Annotated in this window: 14 protein-coding genes; 6 read left to right on the forward strand and 8 right to left on the reverse strand. The window is 53.8% G+C overall.

What is annotated here, in order from left to right; all coding sequences use genetic code 11:
• The first annotated feature begins 92 nt into the window (after positions 1-92).
• Together EV294_RS11105 and EV294_RS11110 are read left to right on the forward strand one after the other, a co-directional pair.
• On the forward strand, positions 93-1,715 hold the full coding sequence (locus EV294_RS11105; RefSeq protein ID WP_132306699.1) for a GMC family oxidoreductase: 1,623 nt from the start codon (positions 93-95) through the stop codon (positions 1,713-1,715).
• A 313-nt stretch (positions 1,716-2,028) separates the two neighbouring features.
• Complete coding sequence (locus EV294_RS11110; protein ID WP_132306701.1) at positions 2,029-4,233, forward strand: Ig-like domain-containing protein; 2,205 nt, start codon at positions 2,029-2,031, stop codon at positions 4,231-4,233.
• Between the two features lie 79 nt (positions 4,234-4,312).
• On the opposite strand, the gene EV294_RS11115 is transcribed toward EV294_RS11110, so the two are convergent.
• The 3 genes from EV294_RS11115 to EV294_RS11125 all read right to left on the reverse strand — a co-directional run bounded on the left by EV294_RS11115 (position 4,313) and on the right by EV294_RS11125 (position 13,082).
• Positions 4,313-4,780: a nucleoside deaminase gene (locus tag EV294_RS11115; RefSeq protein ID WP_132306703.1), complete on the reverse strand. Its 468-nt coding sequence runs from the start codon at positions 4,778-4,780 to the stop codon at positions 4,313-4,315.
• 179 nt (positions 4,781-4,959) lie between these two features.
• Entirely contained in the window at positions 4,960-11,583 is a 6,624-nt protein-coding gene (locus tag EV294_RS11120) for an S-layer homology domain-containing protein (RefSeq protein ID WP_132306705.1), read from the reverse strand.
• Positions 11,584-11,714: 131 nt separating this feature from the next.
• The gene (locus EV294_RS11125) at positions 11,715-13,082 is read right to left on the reverse strand and encodes an MFS transporter (protein ID WP_132306707.1); all 1,368 of its coding nucleotides are present in this window, start codon (positions 13,080-13,082) and stop codon (positions 11,715-11,717) included.
• A gap of 151 nt (positions 13,083-13,233) precedes the next feature.
• Between EV294_RS11125 and EV294_RS11130 the strand changes: the two genes are divergently transcribed.
• Entirely contained in the window at positions 13,234-14,091 is an 858-nt protein-coding gene (locus tag EV294_RS11130) for a helix-turn-helix transcriptional regulator (RefSeq protein WP_132306709.1), read from the forward strand.
• Here the strand turns inward: EV294_RS11130 and EV294_RS11135 are convergent.
• Positions 14,075-14,848 carry an anti-sigma factor domain-containing protein gene (locus EV294_RS11135; RefSeq protein WP_132306711.1) on the reverse strand — a complete coding sequence of 258 codons (774 nt, stop codon included), beginning with the start codon at positions 14,846-14,848 and terminating at the stop codon, positions 14,075-14,077. The genes EV294_RS11130 and EV294_RS11135 overlap by 17 nt on opposite strands.
• On the reverse strand, positions 14,845-15,432 hold the full coding sequence (locus tag EV294_RS11140) for an RNA polymerase sigma factor (RefSeq protein ID WP_132306713.1): 588 nt from the start codon (positions 15,430-15,432) through the stop codon (positions 14,845-14,847). The genes EV294_RS11135 and EV294_RS11140 overlap by 4 nt, the downstream gene beginning before the upstream one ends.
• Positions 15,433-15,613: 181 nt before the next feature.
• On the opposite strand from EV294_RS11140, the gene EV294_RS11145 reads away from it, so the two are divergent.
• From EV294_RS11145 to EV294_RS11155, 3 genes are read left to right on the forward strand one after another with little or no spacing between them, the layout of a single operon-like run.
• Complete coding sequence (locus tag EV294_RS11145) at positions 15,614-16,780, forward strand: COG1470 family protein (protein WP_132306715.1); 1,167 nt, start codon at positions 15,614-15,616, stop codon at positions 16,778-16,780.
• Between the two features lie 2 nt (positions 16,781-16,782).
• Complete coding sequence (locus EV294_RS11150) at positions 16,783-17,793, forward strand: ABC transporter ATP-binding protein (RefSeq protein ID WP_132306717.1); 1,011 nt, start codon at positions 16,783-16,785, stop codon at positions 17,791-17,793.
• Positions 17,768-18,814 (forward strand): ABC transporter permease, encoded by a 1,047-nt coding sequence (locus tag EV294_RS11155; protein WP_132306718.1) that lies wholly within the window; start codon positions 17,768-17,770, stop codon positions 18,812-18,814. Before EV294_RS11150 ends, EV294_RS11155 begins: the two co-directional genes overlap by 26 nt.
• A gap of 424 nt (positions 18,815-19,238) precedes the next feature.
• Here the strand turns inward: EV294_RS11155 and EV294_RS11160 are convergent, their stop codons facing one another.
• The 3 genes from EV294_RS11160 to EV294_RS11170 are packed head-to-tail and all read right to left on the reverse strand — an operon-like array spanning position 19,239 to position 23,992.
• Positions 19,239-20,864, reverse strand: coding sequence for a response regulator (locus EV294_RS11160; protein ID WP_132306720.1), 1,626 nt, complete (start codon positions 20,862-20,864; stop codon positions 19,239-19,241).
• Between the two features lie 17 nt (positions 20,865-20,881).
• Positions 20,882-22,672 carry a cache domain-containing sensor histidine kinase gene (locus EV294_RS11165; RefSeq protein WP_243711623.1) on the reverse strand — a complete coding sequence of 597 codons (1,791 nt, stop codon included), beginning with the start codon at positions 22,670-22,672 and terminating at the stop codon, positions 20,882-20,884.
• A 12-nt stretch (positions 22,673-22,684) separates the two neighbouring features.
• A complete protein-coding gene (locus EV294_RS11170; RefSeq protein WP_132306722.1) occupies positions 22,685-23,992 on the reverse strand; it encodes an ABC transporter substrate-binding protein in 1,308 nt (435 codons plus the stop codon).
• Between the last annotated feature and the right edge of the window lie 3 nt (positions 23,993-23,995).

Raw genomic sequence — 23,995 nt, forward strand, 5'->3', positions numbered from 1 at the left:
CGTCCCCTTTCTGCAAACTATTATATAACGTATGAGCGGCACATTGGACATCGAAGGGCAATATCATACATTAGCCTAATGAAGGAGAATGCATGATTATGAATCGGATATATGACTATATCATCGTCGGAACGGGACCTGCCGGTGCGGTAATAGCCAAAACCCTTACCGACGACAAGAAAACCTCCGTATTGCTTCTCGAAGCCGGATCGAATAACGATAACGACAAACCGATTAGAGATTCGGCCATGGCTTTGGAGCTGGAAGAACGGTTTTTCCCGGAATATTTTTGGCAAGGCGAAGGTATTCCCCAAGCAGAACTGGATGACCGCATGTTTGAGTGGACCACGGGCCGGCTCCTTGGAGGGGGCTCCTCGATCAACGGTGAACAATATGTACGGCCTACCTCGGCAGTCATGAAGGAGTGGGAACGATTATTAGGGCCTCTATGGTCCCCAGCCCGAGCTATTCGGCGATTTAAGGAGCTAGAAAAATATAATGGGAAGACCGGCAATCCGGCAGCCCGCGGGTATCGCGGGCGGATCGATATTCGGCAAGCTCCGGAACATCCGACTTCGATGGCAAAGAAACTGGTGACGGCCATCGAAAGAGCAACGGGTTTCCCGGAAATTTTAGATTATAATAATCCGAAAACTCCCCTTGGCCCTTTTTCGCGTTGGCAATTGTACCAAAATCCGAACGGCCGGCGAGAAAGCTCATCCGCAGCCTTTCTTTCCGGAGACATTATGAAGCCGAACGGCCAGGGAGTAAATGGACGTCGGCTGCGGGTATTGTTCAATTCGACAGTTCTGAAAGTTCTATTCTCAAACAGACGGGCGAAAGCCATTGCGTTTTTACAAGATGGCAAGCGGCAAAGAGCCTATGCTAGAAAAAAGATCATTATTTCGGCAGGCATCAACAGTGCCCAGCTTCTAATGTTGTCCGGCATAGGGCCGGCCTCCGAGCTGAAAGAGGCAGGTATTCCCTGCATATTCAACAATCCGAATGTGGGCCGGAGACTAAGAAACCATACGCTTAACTTCGCGGTTTTCACGACTAACCCGGGTGATGCTGCATTGCCTCGGAACGATACGAACGCCCTTTATACCGGAGGAGCTTTCTTGCCGGATCCAACCGGTTCGAATCCGAAACGCCGGGCGGTGCAAATGCTGGGTATTGGCACAGATGGCATGTTGACGTTGGGATTGATTTATTTAAAGCCGAAGAGCCGCGGTACTATACAATTGCAAAATAAAGATCCGCTAAAAATCGTGCTCGCGGATGAAGGTTTTTTAATGGATCCTTCCGATATGGACGCCATAAAAAATATTTACAGAATTTATGTCAAAGATATAGCGTCCGAGCTCGCTTCCATCGATCCCTCTTACCGACTCGTCTCTCCGGCACCCGACGTGATAGAGAATGATTCCAAGCTCGAAGAATTTATTAAACAAAATTTCGATCACAACCATCATCAGCAAGGCTCCCTTCGCATGGCTCCTTTGGAAAGAGGAGGAGTCGTTGATCGTCACGGGGCCGTACATGGGGTGAAAAATCTAATCGTTGCGGATGCTTCAGTCATACCGTTTACGGTTGACGGGAATACGTCGGCTGCCGTGTACCTGATCGGTTACACCGTTGCCAAGAGGTTACTTTATGGAGCGGCGAACACAAAAATAAAACGGAAACGGTTATTTGAAACGGATGTAGAATAACTCCTCCGCAGCAGGAAGGTGCGGCTCCAAGCGAAGGCGCCCCCCTTTCGTTATCCGTGTCATTTTAAAATCAATATGTTTCCATCCCTTCTGCAACTAAAGTTACTCACTTTTCGTTAAGAGACTCGGGAAGCAAATAATACCAATATTATTTCATGCCCTTATGAAGTTCTCCATAAAGGAGAAGCCGGCCATCGGTTTCTTCTTTATGTTTATATATAGTAAATTTAGCGGTTGCGGTTTATTTTTTCTTCTCGAATGCCGTTAACAAAAGAGAGCAAGAAACATTTTCCAAGGAAAGGGAAGGGAATTAGTGAAGGAAAACATCAGAGAAATACTGTCGCTCAAGTTCGTCCGCAGCTGGCTCGCAGCCGTGCTTGCCATGACGCTTGTCATGACTAGCCTGAATGGGGTTGCGCATGCGGCGACGACGGATACCGTGACAGGCATCGAGTGGAGCTACGCGGAGTCGGATTACAATCCAAGCACATCATCGCTGGAAATGTACGTCGAAGACGGCAATGTGGACCTCACCGTACTTGCGACCATTTCGGGCTCAACATCCAAAAAAGACGTAACAACGGACGTAACGTGGAAATCATCCAATAGCTCTATCGTCAAAGTTGATAAAGGCGTGTTAAGCGGTACGGGCAAAGGTACGGCCACTATCACCGCTGCCTATAAAGGGTTCTCCTTATCGATTAAAGCAACATCGGATTACGTATACAACCAGGTTACGATTATGCAAAACGGACAAGCGGCTCCCACTGCCTTAACCGATGTGCTTTTAGGTCAATCGCTTGTATTTACGCTTGACGGAGACGGCCAGAATATTACGGACGATGCGACATGGACAACCTCCAGCTCGTCCATCGCTACCGTCGATGACGGCCGCATCACGCTTGTTGGTGCCGGCACGGTTACGATTACGGCGAAATACAAGGGCAAGTCGGATTCTATTAAACTGACGATCTCGTCGCCTTACAAATCCATCGCTATTACTCCGGAAGCGGCTAGCGATCTGTTGGAGCTTGAAGTAGGCGGCGATGATTACAAGCTGGAAGCAGACGCCGTATTGAAATCCGGAGAATCCTCCGATGTCACAAACGATGCCAAATGGACAAGCGCTAATGCGAAAATGGTTACTGTGAACAAAGGAGTCATTACTGCCGTCAGCGCAGGCAAAACGACTGTCACGGTCTCTTATCTCGGAGTATCGGACACGATCACGGTTGTCGTCCGGACCCCTTATCAGTCCATCAAGATTGCTCCGGAGAAGGAATACCATATGCAATTGCAGGATGCTCCTCTGCAGATCAAAGCGGAAGTGCTTAGCAATTCGAACGTATCTTCGGACATTACAACCGTAGGCACATGGACTTCCTCCGATATTACTATCGCTACCGTTGATCAAGGAAAAGTCATTCCGAAAGCGGTTGGCACGACCAAAATTACCGTGGCTTACCGTGGCGTTAGCCGCAGTATCGATGTGACGGTGTATCCGAGCATTACCAAGCTGAAGGCTGAAAAAACGTCGATCGACGGCTTCAAAGGAATCGAAGGCGAGCTTCCGAAAGTAACGGCAACCACGTTCGACGGCTCCAGCGTTGACGTATCCAAGCTTGTGAAATGGACCGTTGCGGACGAGGAAATAGCCGAGCTTAAGGATGGCGTCTGGACGGCCAAGCAGCTTGGAGAGACCACCTTCACGGGAACCGTGCAGGACCTGAAGGCCACGGTAAAGCTTGTGGTTCACTTGAAGCCGATCAAGCTTTTATCCGAAGCCAAAGACTTGAGCGTTATTTTGGGTAAAGAGACGAACCTTCCAAAGGTAACGGTCGTTTACGAGGACGGTACGGAAGCCGATATTTCCGAAGCGATCGAATGGAATACGGCGTCTGACAATATCGTTTTGCTTGATAAGACGTTAAAAGGTCTGGAAGCATCCAACGTAACCTTAACAGGAACTTATCTGAGCAAAACCGTCTCCGTTCGCGTTAAGATCGAAGAGGAAATCGTTAAGATGGTTGTTGAACCAACGAAGCTGGAGCTGAATCCGGGACGATCCAAGGCGATTAAGGTTACGGGCTATTACAAGGACGGCAAGAAGGTTTCCATCGGCACCAAAATGAACTGGGTTGCCGCAAACGAAAATATCGCTGCGATCAGCGGTTCATCGTCCGTTAAAGCCATTGATGTGGGTACAACCAAAGTGACGGGCAAATACCAAGGAAAAACGGTTGAAGTCCCCGTCACGGTTACGCCAAAGCTGAAATCGCTGCAGCTCTCCAGTAAATCCGCGCAGATGTCGGCGGGCGATACGTTGACGGTCAGCCTGCAAGCCATCTACTATACGGGCAACCCGGTGAACGCGACGAGCGGCGCAACATGGACTTCCTCCAATTCGTCCATCGCAACCGTCAAGGATGGCAAAATCACAGCGGTACGCAAAGGCAGCGCAACGATTAAAGCAGCCTTCGGCGGTAAAACGGCCTCCATCCGCGTCTCCGTGAAGTAACTTATTTTATTAAAAATTGAAAAACCCTGCTCGCAGCGTTATGAAAGCTGATGTGCAGGGTTTTTTAGATGAAAATGGTTTATCCCTTGTCGTGCTGCGAGAAATAGCCGGCTAATACGCTCAGGCTTTCCTCTCTTAATACGCCTCCAAGGACCTCGGGTTTATGGTGCGAATGTCCAAAGACAATCTCGGAGCATCGGCTTCCTTTTTCATTCAAGAGGCCGCATAAATCCATATCGCTGGCTGCGTAAACCAAGCGCCCGAGCTGCGTCCATACCATGGCCCCGCTGCACATAAAACAAGGCTCGCAGCTGGAATACATGGTGTATTCCCGCAAATCGGTTATCTGCGTTTCTGCGCAAAATCTCCGCAGCAAGCCTGCTTCCGCATGGAACGTTGGATCCGTCGCCGAATAAATCCGGTTCTCGTTGGAATATACGATTTCGCCATTTTTAACCAGTACCGCCCCAAAAGGTTCATTGCCATGCTCTACGGCCAGCTTGGAGAGGTAGATCGCTTCTCTCATGAAAATCTCGTCTTGGGTCATTCTTTATCTCTCCTTCTATGTAGAAACTATTGAATCTCAACAACGGTTCCATAAAAAACCTCAAGGATTAAGATAACCCGTTTCCGCTGTACATGCAAAAAGAAAATAGTATCGTTTATCATGGCAACAGCAAAAAGCGACCGGTGCCTATCAGCACGGCCGCTTTTTCGTTCATTCACTTATCCGTTCAACAATCCTGCCGATACCAGCAAACGCTTCAAAAGCGTTGCCGCTTCGGCGCGGGTTACGCTGCCTGCCGGAGCAAAGGAGCCGTCCGGCATTCCTTTTAATAAACCTGCACCGGTCGCTTTGCCTACGGCATCGGATGCCCATCTGGAGATATGGCCAGCATCCTTGTAGCTCAAGTCTGCCGCAACAAGCTTACTGCTTGCTGCCAGCTCGATCGCTTTGACTGCCATCATGGCCATCTCTTCGCGGGTTACCTTGTTATTCGGACGGAAGGTTCCGTCCTCATAGCCATTGATAATGCCTGCACCGGATGCGAGCTTCACCGTCTCTTCATACCAGCTGCCGGCTGGAACATCCTTGAAGCTGCGTGCCTCGCCAATCTGGCGGATTCCTAACGCGCGAACCAGCATGGCGGCGAACTCGGCGCGGGTCACCGCGCGTTCCGGTTCATACTTGCCTGCCGTTACGCCATTCAGAATACCTTTGCCGGCAAGGAGGGCAATGTCCGCTTTGGCCCAATGGCTGCTCGTATCCGTGAAGGTACGGTCAAGCTTCGCTGCGGTATAAATACTGTTGCCCATGCTTCTAATCGTCACAACCGTCTTGCCGTCCTTCACCGTAACAAAAGCCGGTACCGAACTGAATGTACCCGTTGCCGGATCGTAGACCAATACGGTTAATTTGCCCGCCTCTTGCACGCCATTTACCGTAAGGGTTCTTTCCACGTATACTCCGCCAAAGCTTTCAATAATGATCGATTTCGACCCGGATTGAACCGAGATGCCGAAATCCAGCGCAGAGCCAATCGTCGTTACGCCATGTTCTGCCGCATCCTTATTCAGCTTGGCAGTCAGGTCAGACGAAGGCGATTGGATCGAGAAGGTCCATATCGCGTTAACAATTTCCGTCATACCGTTAGCCTTCAAAATTGATATAAGCTGCTTCAGCGGGAACGTGTAGCTTCCCTGCTGGTTTTTCACGACCAAGACCGTGTCCGGCTTGGAGCCGGCCAGCTCCAGCAATGCTTTTACCGTAAAGGCTGCTTTACCGGATGCCGCTGAAGCGCTGACATCAACCGTAACGACGGAATGTCCTTCGTTTACTTTGTTTTTCAAGGCAAGGTCATTGTCTTCCGGCTTCGAAGCTGCCGTAATGACTTCCGTTCCGTTACTGCCCGTATGGCCGGTGTTACCCGGATTCGTGCCTGTGCCGCTGTCTTCCGCTCCCGTCACTTGAAGCGTAAATACGCGCTTCACGCCGTTATAAGCGACGGAAATATTTGCAGTGCCTGGACGTGCTGCTTTTAATGCTCCGTTTTCTAAATAAGCAATATTGCTGTTGTCGATCGTGATAACCGCATCTCCCGTTACTTCTTCCCCGCTTCGGTTATAGACATGAACCGCTTCAGATGTCTGTTTCTCCATCACGAATGGTCCGATACGGTCATTTCCTACCGCGAACCGGAAAGGCTTTAACAAGCTAGCGAAGCCTTCGTTCTGCTCCTCGAACGCAAAGCCCGGATTCGAATCGTTCAGAACGGAGATCCGTTCACCGCGTACGATAAGGTTATCCGCCATTATGGATCCTTTTACGTTAGGCGTCACATCCACTCCGTTTGTCCCCGTGCCGTCAATAACCGTATTCTCAATGGAGACGCCGCTCACGTTAAAGTCGCCATGCACAATCAGTCCGGCATACGTGCTGTCGAGGGCCGTGTTATTCCGGATGTATACGGTGCCGTTCAGATCCTTCTCGCTTGCGAATACCCAGATCGCGCCAAGGTTCACGCCATAGCCGGTATCGAAGCTGCCTGTTCGGATCAGCGTATTGCGTTCAACGACCGTAGTACCGCTGAACGGAACCGGATTGAAGCGTGTCGATACCGCTGCGCCTGCACCGTTGGTAATCGTGTCTTTGGCGATGTTGTCGGTCAGCTTGTTGTCTTTGCCGCCGAAGATGACCATATTGTCCGCGAGCCAAGGAAGAGACACGGTATTAAAGCGTGCCGTATTATTTACGCTGGCTACGCCTTCCGCCGACCACATCGCAATGCCGTCGTCACCCGGATAACGGATGTCGCTTTGCTCCAGCATGCTATTGCTCGTTCCGACGCAGAAGTTAATGCCGTCCGCCATCAGATTGCGCATTCGGAGACCAACCATATGCAAGCTGTCCGTATAGCCCATGCTTCCTTTCAGACGCGTCAGCCAGAGACCGGTCTTGGAATGCTCAATCCATACATTCTGGATAACGGAGCCCGGGCCAAACTCCCCTTCGAAGCCATGCGTGCTTGCTTCGTCATCGCGTACATTCAAGTCGCCGTCAACGAGCAGATCATACACTTCGGTATGTCCGCCATCGCCGATAAATCTTGCTCCAAGAAGCGTGGTATACCACATGCCCGCACCGCGGATGGTCACGTCGCTGACATGCAGCAGGCTGCTGCGAAGCTCAAAGGTACCCGCGGGGAACCAGACGCCTTTGCCTGCGGCTTTGGCGGCTGCCATAGCGTCGATAAAGGCTGCCGTATCATCCGCGCCATCATCCGCGGCTGCGCCGTAATCCGCGACGGACAGGAAGCCGTCCGGCATGGTCAAAGGATCTGCAACCTGCTCCATGTCGGCCAAATCGATCACGTAGTAATTCGCCGTGCTGTCCGCGTCTTTTTCCAACCGGATCGTTGCGCCGGCAGGCACATCGCCGATCAGCGCATGGATCTCGTCGAAGAAGCGGTGCGCGCTGCCCTGCTTCGGATCGTTGGACCACGGGTAGCTGCCGTATTCCCAAGCGTATTTCGAAGTCAGATTGAGCTTTTGCTTAAATTCGCCGTTTACGTAAAGCCCTAGCGTTTCCTGCCGTCCGCTGCCGTCCGCGCTGTCCGGGATCGCATACCGCAATACGATGGAGTTGGCCGGCCGAGCGAGGGTAAACTCTACGTAATCGCCGGTCTCGCTAAGGGATACCGCCTGTCTGCCCGAAGCTTCGGAGGCCATGTCGCGGTATACTCGGGATGGTCCAATCAACGCGGCATTGGTAGCCGCATGCTCGGCTTCGTAGGTTAAGTAAGGAACGGTCGCTCCGCGATAAGCCAAATTCACCGCATGATTAACGGAGAGCGAATCAATCGAATAGCCGCCGCTGCCTGACGCTCCCTGTACCGTAACCGTATTAACGCCCGCGCGAAGCGCAAGCGACAACTCGGCATTCTTCCAGTTCGATGCCGCAGGGAGGTTCGCGTCATCGGAGGGAATACCGTTGACCGTCACTTTCAGCGTACCGGATTGACTACCCAGGTAACGGATTGCAGCGTCATAGGCACCCGCTTCTTCCGAATTCACAACAAAGCGGATCAGATCGCTGCTATTCTTCAAGCCTTCTAGATAACCCGTGCCCGTATATCCTTCCGACAAAGCTTCTGCCGAAATGCTTTGGCTGCGGAAGGCGTTTTCCGCTTCGTAAACAATCTTGTCTTGCACCGGAGTTAAGCTCCAAACGGCTGGAGAAGCCGCTTCGCCGTACTCCAGCGAACTGCCCTCTATATGCAAAGCTCCTTTCTTATCTGCCGCGTTAACCAGCGCAAAATGTCCCAACCGTTCTTCAATCATCCACTGCTCGGCATCCGTTATGGCCGCCGCACTGTCCTTGAGAGAAAGGTCCTTCGACAGCAGCTTGCCCGTAGCGCGGTTCTTGATCAGCTTGCGGCCGTTGTAGTCCTGCAGCAGCCATTCCGCGCTTGAATGACCAGCACCGGAGCTAGCCGTTACGACCGCCGTGCCGTTTGATTCCGCAAGATTTTTGCCGCCGGCCGTTATGGCGATGTAATTGGTATCGTTAAAAATCGGGGTGCCGGTTGCTTCGTTACGCTCATCGCCCATTACCGGCGTTCTAAAGTCAACCGGCGCGTTGTCAAAGCTCCATTGCAGCGTCCCGAAGGACGCAGGGAACAAGCCGCGTTCGGCGTAGCCCGCGCTATTTTGCACATTGATATATTCATCGTCAAAGCTGCCGTATAAGCTGCGGATCAAGTAGGTTGTGCCTTGCGGCTCTATGGACCAGTCCGCTCTTGCCGCCGCTTCTTCCAATGCTCCGCTCGTAATGTACCGGTAATTATCGTCTACCGAGATGTAATGACCGGATACGCGGTTGCGGATGCGGTAAGATCCGTTAGCTTCTTCAAGCAGCCAATGCGAGTAGCCGTTATCCGCATCCACGTTGCCGTACAGCACGACACCGCCATGGTTCTCGTAAAGGAATTGGCCGGTTGCGGCATTTTTGATCCGGACGGGAACGGCTGGCAGCGATGCTTCAGGCACTTCGACCGGTTCCGCCGCGAACTGCCCTTCATCATTGCCCGCAACAAGCTTGCTTACTTTCGCATACCCTGCATCGTCCCCGCTCGCTTCATAGACAAAGTGGCCGGCCCATGCGCTTTTGATATTCACATAGCCTTCATATGCGCTATCCTGCAGGTACCACTTGGCGCTGCCCCATTGCGGGTAGATGCTTTCCGCAACCAGCTTGAAGTCCGGCGCGTCCTGCTCGACCGAACCGCCTACGCCCTCCATCGAAACGTAATGTCCGGTTGCGAGGTTTTTGAGCCTTACCGATCCAACTCCGTCGCCGGCGTCTTCCGGGAACCAGATCGACGAGGTATCGGATTCGGGAATGTCGGCGAATTTCAATTTGCCTAGATCCGCGCCGGCTTCCGTCACTTCGTACAGATAACCGCCGGTCAGCTTGCTCTTGATCCGAAGATTGCTTGGCGCGGCTTCAGGCACATTAATAAAGCGCCAGCGCGGGCTGCCCCAGTTCGGATTAATAATGCCGTACTCGGCATATTTGGTCAGGTTCTGCAGGTTGATGTATTTTTGCGAGCCTTCTGCGTCGTTTGCGTCCAGTACGCTGTGAATCAGCCTGGAGCCGCCGCCTTTATCCTCGATGACCCAAACGGCGCTTCTCCAGTCGTCCTCCACGTCGGATACTTTGATATGTCCGTCCGTTACATTTTGCAGATTGATATAATGATTGGTCGCGCGGTTCTTGATCCGCTTACGGCCCTGGAACCGCTCAATGACCCATTGATCGCGCTGATCGTCCTCGCGGATATTGCCGTATTTCAAATTGCCCTGCGAATCCTCATACAGATACATGGACTGCCATTCATTCATAATACGCACAAACTGCGGGGACCCGTCCGTCGCTGCCGAAGGATCGGCAAGCAGCCATTGCGCCGGATTCGTGTCCGGATCCACCGTGCCCGCCTGGGCAGATCCCGTTGCATCCGCGTTATGCAGATAGACATTGGCCCCGCTTGCGTTTTGGATCGTCTTATAGTCGTCGTAGATTTTCGAAGATGCCAGCGTCCACTGGTAGGAAGCATCGATAGCTGCCGGTTTATCCGCCGTCAGGGGATCCGTCGGCTGAGACGACCCGCCCCGGATATAGTGGCCGGTTGCCACGTTGCGGATGAGCGTCTTGCCATCGAAATCCTCCATGATCCATTGGTAGAGATAGCTGCCTGCATTGGCGCTGTCCAGCGCTCCGTATTGCACAACCCCGTTATTTTCGTATAAATACGCTGCTCCCGCCGGATCGTCGGAATAGCTTGCAATCCGGACAGGCTGAACATCCGCCGCCATATCGATCCGCCATTGCGCGCTTCCCCATGCCGGCTGAGCCCAGTCGTTGGCACGGACATTGGTATCATCCGGGAACTGGGTATTAAGCACATAGGTAAGAGGCGTTTCTGCTTGCGCCGCAAATACGTTGGTAAAAGTAACATAGCCTGCGGTAGCCGCAGCTGCCATCGTCCATTCGCTTCTCGAGCCGTCTTGAGCGATTGCCTTAAGCTGCATCCAGCCCTCATCGCCTTGCGTAACGTAATGCCCGGTCGCGCGGTTCCTCAAACGGATAACCGAGCTTCCGTCTTCTTTCGTTTCCACCGTTTCCATATACCAATGGGTGACCGGGTCGGTAATGCCGCCGGCAGCGCCAAATTTGACAAAGCCGTCCTTGTCCTCATACAAATATTGGCCTGCTTTGTACTGGTTCACGATCCGGACGGGAACGCCTGCCGGATCAACCGGCTCCAGCGCCCATTGCGGGCTTTCGAACGTAATATTGATATCGCCGCTGACTTCCGCGAATCCAAGCTGGTCCTCCTGATGAATAACCAGGTTCGCGGACGGATCGCCGGCATTCCTGATAATGACATAACCGGCACGGCTGGAATCCGCGATGATCCATTGATCAGCCGTGGTGCTGGCTGCAACGCTCCGGCTGAATAGCGGTTCTCGCCGCTGATTCGTATCCTCCATCGTGATGTAATGGCCGGTTGCGCGGTTTTTAATCCGCTTCACTCCCCCGCTGTCTTCAATCAGCCAATGGGAGCTCTCGTTGTCCATCGCCGTAAAGCCGTAACGGACAACGCCGTCCGAGCCCTCATACAAATAATTGCCTTTCCATTTGTTCTTGATCCGCACATAGCTGTCCGAGCCGCTGCTGACCGCAGCGACTGCTTCGTTGTTGCCGCTGTCCGCCGCATACACCGGAAACGCCGTCAACAACAGCAGCAGCGCCATCAAAGCAGACAGCATTGCCTTGCTTCGTGCCATTCGTACTCCCCCTTAAGTCCCGCCAAGGATTAGTTGCATCTCCCATCTTAGAAGGTAAGGGTGTACAGGACGAGGTGTATTATTGGGAATATTAGGTGTTATATTAAGATGCTTGCCAGCCGATAGACAGCTTATCTCTTCTTGCCGAACACGGCAAGGGTCAGAACAGAACCTCCCGAGAGCAGAATCGCGATCAGGATAAAAGAGAGCCGCATCCCGGATAGAAACGACTGGCTGCCGTTCAACACCGCCCCAAGCAAGGCAACGCCAAGAACCGACCCAAGCTGGCGGCTTGCGTTGACCGCTCCGGAAACCGCCCCCGTCTGTTCCCTCGGAGCGGAGGACATAACCGCCGCCATCAGCGAAGGAATGGTCAGGGAAACGCCAAAGCCTATCAAGATCAACCCAATAAATGTCCATGCATAGCTTGTGCCCGAAGCGGCCCATGCCAGAAGCAGCGTCCCTGCCGCTCCGAGCCCAAATCCTGCCGCCATGGGCGTCCTCGCGCCGATCCGGCTGACGATCCGTCCGGTCAGAATCGGATTAAAGGCGAGCGGCAGCATCATCGGGAGCAGGGACAGGCCGGCCGCGTGCGCCGATAAGCCTTTACTCTGTTGGAAGTATAAGGGCAATACAAACAGCACCCCGGACAATCCCACGTTAATTGCCATGCCTGCCACCAGCCCCGCGGACACGGTGCCGTTCCTGAACAAGCTTAAAGGAAATAACGGAGCACGCCCTTTTGCTTCAAGGAATACAAACAGGATCATGCACAGAATCGCCAATCCGAAGGTTCCCAAAATGACGGGTGAACTCCAGCCGTAGTACTGCCCCTCCATCAAACTGAAGGATAATGCGGCAATTGACGCCAAGACGCTTACCTGTCCTCCCGCATCAAAGCCCTTATGCGCGGACCGGGGCGTCTCATCCGCCAGCAAATACGTCAGCAGCAGACTTATTGCGGCAAGCGGAACATTAAGGAGAAAGATACTCCGCCAGCCAAACGAGTCCGAGAGTATTCCGCCAATCACGGGTCCTGCCGCCATCGCGGCTCCCGTAACCGCGGTCCATATTCCCAGCGCCTTGGCCCGTTCTCCCGGCACGGGGTAGGCATGGGACAATAAGGATAACGAGGCCGGAAGCAAAGCGGCTCCTCCGATGCCAAGAATAGCCCGCAAAGCGATGAGCGCGCCTATATCGGATACAACCGCGGAGGCAGCCGAACCCGCAAAGAACAGGATGAGACCGCCGACATAAACCCGCTTTGCCCCCAACCGGTCCGCATACACTCCCATGGACAGCAAAAGCCCGGCAAATACGATCGTATAAGCATTGACGACCCATTGCAGATCTATGAGCCCTCCCCCGAGATCTTCGTGGATAGCCGGAAGGGCCACGCTAACGACCGTCATATCCAGCAGCACCATAAAATAACCAAGCGATAGTCCGAGCAGAAGCAGCCCGCTTCTGCCGGATACTTGCTGTAAAGCTTTCTCCATTTGTTCTTCCCCTGCCTTATCTCTTCATGTCGAATTCCCATAGAGTGTATAATGGATCCGATTAGAGAATAAGAGGAGAGCTTATCCTAGGAGTTTTTCTCCTAGGATAAGAATTTTAATAAGAACGATAACGGAAAGAAGGTTCTATCGCATGGATGACAAGGCAAGATTAAGAGAGCTTGCGCAATTTCTGAAGACGCGGAGAGCCCGGCTGTCTCCGGAGCAAGCCGGATTGCCGGCGATCGGGCGCCGGCGGACGCCGGGACTAAGACGCGGGGAAGTAGCCATGCTCTCCGGCGTAAGCGTGGACTGGTATACCTGGCTGGAGCAAGCCCGGCCGATTCAGGTATCCGCCCAAGTACTGGATTGCATCAGCCGCGCGCTCCAGCTGGACGCCGATGAGCGTCAGCATTTGTTCCTGTTGGCTATCCAGCAGATTCCGACTGACCTCTCCCTGGATGAGAACAGGATCAGCGAGCATTTGCAAAGCTTCCTGGACCGTCAGGGAACAAGTCCGGCCTTTATTACCGATCAACGGCTGATTATCCGGGCATGGAATAAAGCCGCGAATCTCTTATACGGCCCTTTCGAATCGATGTCGGAGCGCGAACGCAATACCGTATGGCGTTCTTTCCGTTTGCCCGGCGTCCGGGAGCTCCTGAAGGAAAATTGGGAGAAGCATGCGCGGCACAGACTTGCCCAATTCCGTGCCGGATATGCCAAATTCCCGGGTGATGCCTGGTGGCTGGAGATGATTGACGAGCTGCAGCGAACAAGCGAAGATTTCCGGGAATGGTGGCCGCAGCATGACGTGCTGAACGGGCCCGAAGGAAAGAAGCTCAATTATCATCCGGAAGCCGGAACGTTGGCGTTTAACCAGCTTTCTTTTATCGTATCGGACGCTCCCCGCTTTACCGTCACCATTAACCTGCCGGCTGACGAACAGACCGTCTTCAAGATGGCGCAGCTATTGCTCGATCTTAATGCCAAGGCTAATGCTCCATCTTAAACAGGAAAGCATCCGGCGAGGTTGGCTCCACGCTGCCTCCCGACGGCTCAATGGTAAGCGCGAGCTGGCTTGCCTTTACCAATGCTCCGGCTTTCACATAGAGATGGGCATGCTTCTTCTCCGACTGCTCGAGCAATCCCAGATTGACCCGGCTGCCGCCCTCCAGCGCCCATGCCTGTATGTCGTAATCGCGGCTCGACAGCATGCCGTCCAGCAGGACCAGCATTTCGCCGGAGTCGCTGTTAAACCAGATATACCCTTCCCCAAGCTCATTGTTATAAGGATGCACTTTATAACTGGCCGTCTCCGGCGCGTGAATAAAGTCCACTGCTTCCGGCTCGTGCGCGGCGACATAATCATTGCGCTGGTCGTCGGGCTGCCGGACGCTGCCGTAAAGCGAAGCCGCACAGACGACGGCAACGACGGCGGAGACAAGCGCGGCCGTCCATTTGCTGCGTGACGTCCAGCCGGATCTCAGCCGCTTAACTATCCCGCGCCGCCGAACATGCGATCGCAGCCTATTGCGGATCCGGTCCGACGGAAGCCTGTCATCCGCGGTCCGGTCAAACTCCCCGTATCCGGCTGCCGGGGCAAAAATGGACTGCCATTCCGTTACCTTTTCCCGGCAGGCCGAGCATTGCTGTAAATGATTGGCCATCTCTGCATAACGCACGCCTGGCTGCTTTCCGAGCAGCCAATCAATCCATTGTTCCTCGCTAAATCCGATTTTGCATTGTTCTTCCGGCATTACGCTCATCTCCGTCCCTCCTCTACTCCGGTCGTTCGCTCGCTTCCCCTTCGCTCCAGATGCTTGCGCATATTGTTTAAGCCGTATCGCACCCAGGATTTTACGGTACCGAGCGGAACGTTCCAGGCATCGGACAGCTCCTTTTGCGTATGCGGGCTGTAATAGCTGTATGCGACCGCGTTCCGTTGATTGCGGGGCAGCTTCTTAAGCGCTTCGTTTAATTCCTCCAGCTCCAAATGCCGCAGGGCAATCTCCTCCGAGCTTCTGCCGCTGGATGCGGTGTCCTGCCCAAGCTGCTTCCCCTTCTCGGCTATCCGTTTGGCTCTGCGCAGACGGTCCAGACAGCGGCTCCTTGTCATCACCGCCAGCCACGCCTCCAGCGATCCGCGCCCGGGATTGTAATCCTTTCCCCGCCTCAGCACTTCAAGAAACACATCATGGCAAACATCCTCCGCCTCCATCCGTTCTCCCAGCGTGCGCAGCGCAACCTGCATGACAAGCGGCGCATACCGGGCATAAAACCGGTCAAAGGCCTCCGTCTCGCCTTCGCACATGTCGCGAAGAACCTCGCTCATATCCTCCAAGCGGCTCATAGCCGTTCCTCCCCCGCTAACCGAATCAACCTCATCTACCTAACGTTGTACCAGAATTTTCGCCGGAGGAAAAATAAATTTTTTTTCAGGTTCGCAAATCCAATCCCTTTTGCCATTCGTACCGATTACGTACGCTTCAAGGCGACGCATTCCAAATTTCAGAGCTACAGGAGGGGATCGCATGCTTCAAGCATGCCGCAAAAAAAGCGCTAAATACTTGCTTGCGCTAGGAATGACATTAGGTGCCGTCTCATGGGGAGCAGGCGCCATGCCGGTCTCGGCGGCAGCGGCGGTAGAGCTGTATACGCCTTATCTACAATTGTCCGCGCCGCCGGGGGATTCGATCGCATACTCGGTGGACATTATCAACCACGGCTCGTCTACCCAGACGGTGGATCTTGGCTTCGACGAGAAGGGGAACAAGTGGGATTACGAACTCACCGCGGGAGGGCGTACCGTAAGCAGGATCGCGGTGAAGCCCGGAGAATCCCAAACGGTAAACCTCCAGCTGGACGTTCCGCTCGAGATCAACAAGGGCGTGTACCAATTTCAAATGAATGCCGACGGAAGCGTTCTTCCGCTTGCCGTTCAAGTCTCAGAGCAGGGTACCTTCCGTACCGAATTAACGACGGATCAGCCCAATATGCAGGGGCATTCGGACTCTACGTTTACCTTCAGCGCGACGCTTCGAAACCGCACAGCCGAGAAACAAACCTACGCGCTTGCTGCCGAAGCCGCTGCCGGCTGGGACGTGACGTTCAGCGACGGAAGCAACAGCGTGACCTCGGTTGAGGTCGATGCCAACGGCGAGAAGACGATTACCATTAGCGCGAAACCGCCGGAGTCGGTTAAAGCCGGTACCTATGACATTCCGATATCCGCCTCCAACAACTCTACGAACGGGAGCACAACGGTGGAAGCCGTCGTAACGGGCACCTACGATTTGGCGTTAAGCACGCCTAACGATCTTTTGAGTACAAGCGTAACCGCCGGCTCCACCCGCAAGCTTGATCTGGTCGTCACCAACAAAGGCTCGGCGGAGCTCAAGCAAGTGGCCATGACCGCGGAAAATCCAACCGACTGGGAGGTTACCTTCGAGCCTGCGACCATTGCTTCCATCAAGCCGGGAGAAACCGCCCATGTTCAAGCCACCATTAAAGCGGATAAAAAAGCACTCGCAGGCGACTACGTGGTAAACGTCAATGCCGCTTCTCCGGAAAAATCCGCCGACGCGCAGTTCCGCGTCGCCGTGAAATCCTCGGTCCTCTGGGGCTGGATCGGCATTGTCATCATCCTGGCTGTTATCGCCGCTATTTACGGCTTATTCCGTAAATTCGGGAGGCGGTAAAGATGGACTCGCTCAACCAGGCACCGATTATTGAAATGTCCAGGCTGACGAAAAAATACGGCGAGCAAACCGCGGTCAACCAGTTGGATCTCACGATTCAAAGAGGGGAGGTATACGGACTTCTCGGCCCGAACGGCGCGGGAAAAACAACTACCATTCTGATGATGCTGGGGCTGACGGAGCCAAGCTCCGGGAAGGTGCGGGTATGCGGGCTTGATCCGGCAAGGCAGCCGCTTGAGGTAAAACGAAGAGTCGGCTATATGCCGGATGATGTAGGCTTTTACGAGGATCGTACGGCACTTGATAATTTGCTGCTTACGGCAAGACTAAACGGCATTCCTGCCCAGGATGCCCGCAATCTGGCGCTGGAATTGCTTGAACGGGTTGGCCTTCAGCATACGCTGACCAAGAGGGTTGGCGCTTTCTCGAGAGGGATGCGGCAAAGGCTCGGCATTGCCGACGTGCTGATCAAGAAGCCCGAAATCATTATTCTCGACGAGCCAACGCTTGGCATTGACCCCGAAGGGGTGCGCGAGCTGCTGGAGCTGATCGAGCAATTAAGCCGGAATGAAGGACTTACCGTCCTGCTGTCCTCCCATCACCTTCATCAGGTGCAGCAAATATGCGACCGGGTAGGCTTGTTCGTTCAAGGCAAGCTGATTGCTTCCGGCAACATCGAATCGCTGGCGAAGCAGCTGGACGATGACGGCAGCGTAACGGTCGAGCTGTCCGCCGCCCCTTGGACCAAGGAGCTGGATGAACGTCTTTCGAGCTTGGACGGTCTCCTTACCTATAAAGGTCCTGCTGCTTGGGATCATGCTCATGGCAGCGCTCAGCCATCGGACGCCGTACTCACCGGCACGCGCGACCTAACCTCGGAGGCGGCCCGGGCCGTGCTTGATTGCGGGGCTTCCTTGATCGGCATTCGGCGCAAGCAATACGGTCTCGACGATATCTATCACCGTTATTTCGAAGGAGGCGGACAGCTTGAACGCAGCAACAGCATTCAATAACGGCTTTTGGAAAAAGCTTGCCGGCCGGATTAGCGGCCGTTCGGGCCAAACGCAAGAAATTCCGCGCCGCGGCTACTCTCCCTTTTGGGTGCTGGTCCGGAAGGAGTTCGGCGACCATCTGCGGAGCTGGCGCTTCACCATTCTGATCGGCATCATTACGCTGGCCTGCATTGGCTCCATCTATGCCGCGGTTACCGCTATTCAAGCAGGCGTCAAATCGCAGCAGACCGACAGCTCCTTTTTGTTTCTTCAAATGTTCACCGCTTCCGACGGTTCTCTTCCGACCTTTGTTACCTTTGTCTCTTTTCTGGGGCCGCTGATCGGCATCGCCCTCGGCTTTGATGCCGTCAACACGGAACGCAGCAAAGGTACGCTAAGCAGACTGCTGTCGCAGCCCTTGTACCGGGACGATTTTATCCTGGCGAAATTTACGGCATCGCTGCTGTTAATCTCCGTCGCGCTGTTTTCTCTCGGGCTGCTTGTCATGGGGCTTGGCCTGTTTGTCATCGGTTATCCGCCCACGCCGGAGGAGGTGCTGCGCGTCCTGTGTTTTCTTATCGCAGCTATCGTTTACGTCGGCTTCTGGCTGAACCTTTCGATTATCTTCTCCATCCGCTTCAGACAGACGGCTACATCCGCGTTGTCGGGTATTGCGATATGGTTATTTTTCTCGGTGTTTTACAGCATGATTATCGGACTGATTGACAAAGCGACCGCGCCCGCCGATTCGGCCGGCATCGGCGCGCAGCTTAGCCACTTCAACTGGATGCTCCTGCTCAACCGGATTTCCCCTTCGTATTTGTTCTCGGAGGCCACCAGCACGCTGCTGATGCCCGGCGTCCGATCGCTTGGGCCGCTGACAACCGAGCAGGTTGTTGGGGCGATTGCCAGCCCTCTGCCGCTTCTGCAAAGCATCCTTCTGTCCTGGCCGCAGCTTATTTGCTTAATTGCCGAGACGGCAATCTGCTTCGCGGTCTCTTACGTGCTGTTCATGCGCCAGGAAATCCGCTCGCGGTCCTAATCAAAAAGCTTTCCCCGCTCTGCCTTGGGAGCGTCGGAAAGCTTTTTCCTTTTTCTTATTCACTTGGATACAGCTCCAATAGCTCGCCGGTCCCGGAACGCGCAAGGATAACGGAATCAGGCAAGAATTTAATCCTCTCGAAATACCGTCCATTGACCGTTTTCTTTCATGAGCGCAAGATTAGGGTCCATGATGGTTCCATCCTTCATTAAGACATACACGTTCAATAGCTCTATGTCGGATTTTATCCCCATCCATTCCTGTACGGCTTTTGCCCGATTATCGGGATCATGTCGTATCCATAATAGTTTCTCAATTTCATTTCGGCGTTCAAAAAAGTTATGCAGCAGGATCCCTTTCTTATGCTCCGAAAACAAAACAGCCTGCGGAACATCAATCTGTTCCGCAGGCTGGCTGTTAATCTCTATCCCTTCACCGACCTGGCTTGTTCCCTGTAGTCGATTGGGGCGAGACCCGTAACGCTTTTGAATACCCGGTTGAAATGGCGAATATTCCCGAAGCCCGTGCTTTCGGCGATATTCGTCACCTTCTCGTTGGAGGATGCAAGACGTCTCTTCGCTTCCGTGACTCTAAGCTCCGTCCAATACTCGACCAGCGAGCTCCCCGTCCGCTGCTTGAACAACGTCGACAGGTAAGCCGGGTTCAGATAGACCTGCTCCGCGACTTGCGTCAGCGACAACGGCTCCTGATAATGCTGGTTCACGTACCGGATGACTTTCTCGATGGGGTCATGGTCGGCGTTTTTCTGCCGGCTCGCAATGCATTCGGCCAGCTTCTCCAGATAAGCGCTGCAGCAATCGATCAGCTCCATTCGGGAGGTCAAGGAACAGATCTCCAGCAGCACCGCCTGGATCGTGCGGTCGCCAAGCCAGCTTGGCGTCAGCTCCAGCTTCTCCGCTTCCTCATACCCGTGAATTAGAAGCTTGCATATTTGCTGGTGAATCACTTCCGGATTTCGGGCCTGCGAGCAAAGAGCGGTAACGAACGAAGCGGCGTATTGCCTTGTCTGCTCCGGCTTGCCTTCCTGAATGGAGGTCTCGAGAAGCTCCAGCGGAAGCTCAAGCAGCGAGCTCCAAGCCATCTCCTCTTCGGCATCCTTTATCCGCGAATAGCTGATCACGCGGTCGCCGCCAACGATTAACCGATGCAGCTGGGCAATCTTCGCCTCCTGGAACGAATGCGGAATTTCCTTGATTCCGCCTACGATTCTTCCCAGGCCAATCGTTACGGTCAATCTCGACAGGGAGATCATCCGCCTGCGGATCGTTTCCGACAGCGCAAGCAGCGGGTCTTCCGCCTCCGGCTGGCCGGGCAGATTAACAAGCGCCACAACCTCAGTCTCGGATAAAATAAACGAAAATCCTTTTGCCCGCTGATCGAGCAGCTCCTGGACGATCTGTTGAATATACAGCTGGAACAGGCTTGGATCGGCTTTCTCGTACCGTTCCTTGTCGAGCTGATCCTTATCCAGCTTAATAATCATGCAGGCAAAACACGGCTCCTGGAAGGTAACGCCGATTCTCGCAAGCAAGGCCAGATCCGTCTCGTTCACATAGCCCTTGAGCAGCCCTGCCACCAGATGCTCGCTTACATGCTGGCGGATGACCCGCGCATCGGCCGGCTCCCCCGTGTACAATTCGGGTGCCTGCCGGGACTTGGCAAGCTCGCCTTCCAGCTTCCCAAGCGTCTTGAACAGCTCCTCCCGCTCCACGGGCTTCATCAGGTAATCCCGGACTCCATGGCGGAGCGATTGCTGCAAATACGTAAATTCGTCAAAGCCGCTAAGCACGATGACAAGCAGCTTCGGATAGCGCTCCTTCGCGATTTGAATCAGCTGCAGCCCGTCCATCCGGGGCATCCGGATATCCGTTAACAGCACGTCGGGCCTCAGGCTCTCCACCATTTCAAGAGCTTCATAGCCGTCCTTTGCTTCGCCTGCAATCTGCCAGCTGCCGGAAGAGGACTCGATGATTTTACGAAGTCCCCTGCGGAATATCGCCTCATCGTCAACAATCAGAATGTTTGGCATTTTGAAAGCACTCCTCCCTATCCCGTCATTGAAAAAGCGATTGGCATCGTTAAGATGACCTTTAACCCTTGGAACGGCATGCTCTCGAGCTGCAGACCGTATTGCTCGCCGTAATGCAGACGGATTCTGCGGTGAACGTTCATCAGGCCGTTGCCCGAGGTGCCTCCGAGATCATGGATTTTATCCAACCGCTTGCGCATCGCGCTTAGCTGCTCGCCGGTCATGCCAATGCCGTCGTCCTCAATGACGATCATCAGCATTCCCTGCTCCTGATAGCAGGACAATTGAATCCTGCCTTCGCCAATCCCTTTATCGAGCCCGTGATTAATGGCGTTTTCCACGATCGGCTGTATCATTAGCGGAATAACCGGACAGCCATGCAACGATTCGTCCACCTTAAGGCGAAAATCAATCCGGTCGTCGTAACGCATCTTCTGAATAGTCATGTAGCCTTTTACATGGTCCAGCTCATCGCGCAGCGTTACGGCTTCCTTGCGTCCGCTTAACGAATATCGAAGCAGGCGGCTTAAATTGTTCGTCATCGTCACAACCTCCCTGTTGCCTTCCACTTCGGCGTACATGGAGATGGAACCCAAAGTATTGTATAGAAAATGCGGATTAATCTTGCTTTGCAGCGCTGCGATCTCGGCATCCTTCTCCCTGATTTCCGTCTCGTACAGCCGGTACCCCAGCTCGCTCAGATGGGACACCATCATGTTGAAGGCATTGCCCAGCTGACCGACCTCATCCCATTGCCGGACGGGGAACGATACCTTCAGATCGCCGCGTTCCACCTTGCGCATGAGCGACCGCAGCATCCGGAGCGGACTTGTAATCCTGAACGCGATAAAGACCGAGAGCAATACGGCAAGCCCGATACAAATGCCGCCGATCAGCATAATCGAGTTGCGGACCACGAGACTATCCTTCATCAGCACCGATACCGGAACGACGCCAACGGTAGTCCAGCCCGTTACCTCCGAGCTGACGTGGGCGACAAGCAAGCTTTTTCCGTCCACCTTATGATGGGAGACGCCTTCATCCGACAAGCCTTCGATGACGGGATAAATCGCCGTTTTCTCCTTGCGCAGCACCAGATCCCCGGCACTGTCGGTCATGTACAGCGATTCCTTGCTCCCCAGGCTGACTTGGGACAGAAGCTTCCGTACTACCGCAGGATCGATGTCAATGACGATGTAACCAAGCGTATCCCCGCTGTCGAAGCTTCTCAGCTCCCGGGCAATCGAGAATACCTGATAAGCCGTCCCGCTTGTCGACTTGACTTCGTGTGTGGTTATAAAGGTCGGCTGGCCGAAGCGGCCCTTAGCCTTCTCCAGCCAATCCGTATTGCCGCCAAGCTGGTACGTCGTCATGTATTGGCTTTCCGGCAGCACGACATAGGAAGCCCCATGCTCGCCGAACAAGGAAATGCCCATAATATCGACGCGGCCGTTCAGAAACACCTTGGAGACGAAGTTGTTCAGGTCATCGATTTCCTGCAGAGACAAGGCTTCGCCGGGTTTTCTGTTCGTTGCGAGAAAATCGAGGATCTCCTGATATTGATAAGGCATTAACGATAGACGGTTCAGCTCATTCATATAAGTGTCGATATTCAGCGTCACCTGCTTCAGCATCTGAAGCTGATACTTGCCTACCTGCTCTTCCATCTTGGAGGCGAAGATGGAGAAGGACCACGCGCCGATCACTCCCAGCGGCACCACGATAAGAAGCACGTTAACGAGAATAAGCTTGCGGGCGAGCGCCAGATTTTTGAACCATTGCTTCAAGCGCTTAAAAATCGTCATCATCGCTCACCCCGCTTATTTCGACATTTCCAGATTGATTTGCTTCTCGGTTGCCTGGAGCGCCTGCTCTGGTGTCTGCTGACCGTAGATCATCCGTTCGAATTGCCGGATGATCACCTCGATAAAGCTGTGCTGCTTCGTATGCTTCGGCCAAAAAGCGACGGAATTGGCCGCTGCCGCATAATCGCCCCGGTAATCCAGCGACTTGAACGCTTCCGAATCCATTACTGCGCTGACGCTTGGGATATGGCCGGCTTCCGCCCATTTGGCGCCATGCTCGGCAAGCCATTTCATGAACAGCATTGCCGCATCCCTTTTTTCCCGTGGCATGTCATGCTGCGAAGGGATCGCCAGCGTATGGGAATCCGCCCAGGCCGCAGGCTTGTCATAGATCGTTGGCAGAGGCACAACGCCAAAGCTCAGGGCATCGTTTTTTTCAAGCGCGCCGGTTGCCCAAACGCCCGTAATGAGCACGGCTGCTTTTCCTTCATTAAATAGCTTGAAAGAGTCCGGTATATTAGGAGGAATCAGCTTGCTCTTATACAGCCCTTCTATAAAGTTTAAGGCTTTCAAAGCAGCCGGGTTGTTAAGCACCGCTTTCGTTCCCTCCGCGTTATAGAACTTTCCGCCTCCTTGAATCTGGTTATACAGACTCCACCACAGCCACACGGCATCGATCCTGGTGCTTGGCTGGGCAAGCGGGGCGACATCGCCCGGAACGGCCTGACGGATTTGCCTCAGAAAACGGGTAAATCCCTCTTCCCCGCCTTGAAGCACCGGCTTGCCTTGCGCATCTAGAACACCGGCCTGCTCCAGAAACGTCTTGTTGTAATACATGACAAGCATATGGGTATCCAGCGGCACCGCATAAGGCTTCCCTTGGAAGGATACCGCCTTCATCCCCGCTTGGTTATATACGTTCCAATCCAGGCCCGCTTCTTGTGCCGGGCCGGACAAATCTTCAATGTAACCGTTCTGCACGAATTGAGGCAGGGAGCTTGCGTGAATAATGGCCACATCCGGCGCGTTGCCGGAAAGGATGGCCGTTCGCAGCCGCGAATAATAGTCGTCCAGCCTTGAATTCATCTGGACGACTTGAATGTCTTCGTGGTCTTTATTAAACTGATCGACCATCTCGGTCATAAACAAATTGTCTCCCCCGCTGAAGGGGGTCCAATAATTAAGCTGAATGGCGGATGCTTTAGGCTCGGCCGATGCCGATGTGCCGTTATCGTTATGGCTGCAGCCAGTCAAGGCAAGGCTTGCCGCAAGGATGACGCTTAAGCCTGATGTAAGATACGAACGAAAGGACAAGCCTCTCATGAC

Origin of the sequence: Paenibacillus sp. BK033 (assembly GCF_004345425.1) — a bacterium.
In the GTDB taxonomy this organism is placed as follows: Bacteria; Bacillota; Bacilli; order Paenibacillales; family Paenibacillaceae; genus Pristimantibacillus.

Bases quoted from the DNA above. Each gene is read 5' to 3' on its own strand.
- EV294_RS11105 (WP_132306699.1), top strand. From the start codon at position 93: ATGATTATGAATCGGATATATGACTATATCATCGTCGGAACGGGACCT.
- EV294_RS11115 (WP_132306703.1), bottom strand. From the start codon at position 4,780: ATGACCCAAGACGAGATTTTCATGAGAGAAGCGATCTACCTCTCCAAG.
- EV294_RS11120 (WP_132306705.1), bottom strand. From the start codon at position 11,583: ATGGCACGAAGCAAGGCAATGCTGTCTGCTTTGATGGCGCTGCTGCTG.
- EV294_RS11125 (WP_132306707.1), bottom strand. From the start codon at position 13,082: ATGGAGAAAGCTTTACAGCAAGTATCCGGCAGAAGCGGGCTGCTTCTG.
- EV294_RS11130 (WP_132306709.1), top strand. From the start codon at position 13,234: ATGGATGACAAGGCAAGATTAAGAGAGCTTGCGCAATTTCTGAAGACG.
- EV294_RS11135 (WP_132306711.1), bottom strand. From the start codon at position 14,848: ATGAGCGTAATGCCGGAAGAACAATGCAAAATCGGATTTAGCGAGGAA.
- EV294_RS11140 (WP_132306713.1), bottom strand. From the start codon at position 15,432: ATGAGCCGCTTGGAGGATATGAGCGAGGTTCTTCGCGACATGTGCGAA.
- EV294_RS11145 (WP_132306715.1), top strand. From the start codon at position 15,614: ATGCTTCAAGCATGCCGCAAAAAAAGCGCTAAATACTTGCTTGCGCTA.
- EV294_RS11150 (WP_132306717.1), top strand. From the start codon at position 16,783: ATGGACTCGCTCAACCAGGCACCGATTATTGAAATGTCCAGGCTGACG.
- EV294_RS11160 (WP_132306720.1), bottom strand. From the start codon at position 20,864: ATGCCAAACATTCTGATTGTTGACGATGAGGCGATATTCCGCAGGGGA.
- EV294_RS11165 (WP_243711623.1), bottom strand. From the start codon at position 22,672: ATGATGACGATTTTTAAGCGCTTGAAGCAATGGTTCAAAAATCTGGCG.
- EV294_RS11170 (WP_132306722.1), bottom strand. From the start codon at position 23,992: ATGAGAGGCTTGTCCTTTCGTTCGTATCTTACATCAGGCTTAAGCGTC.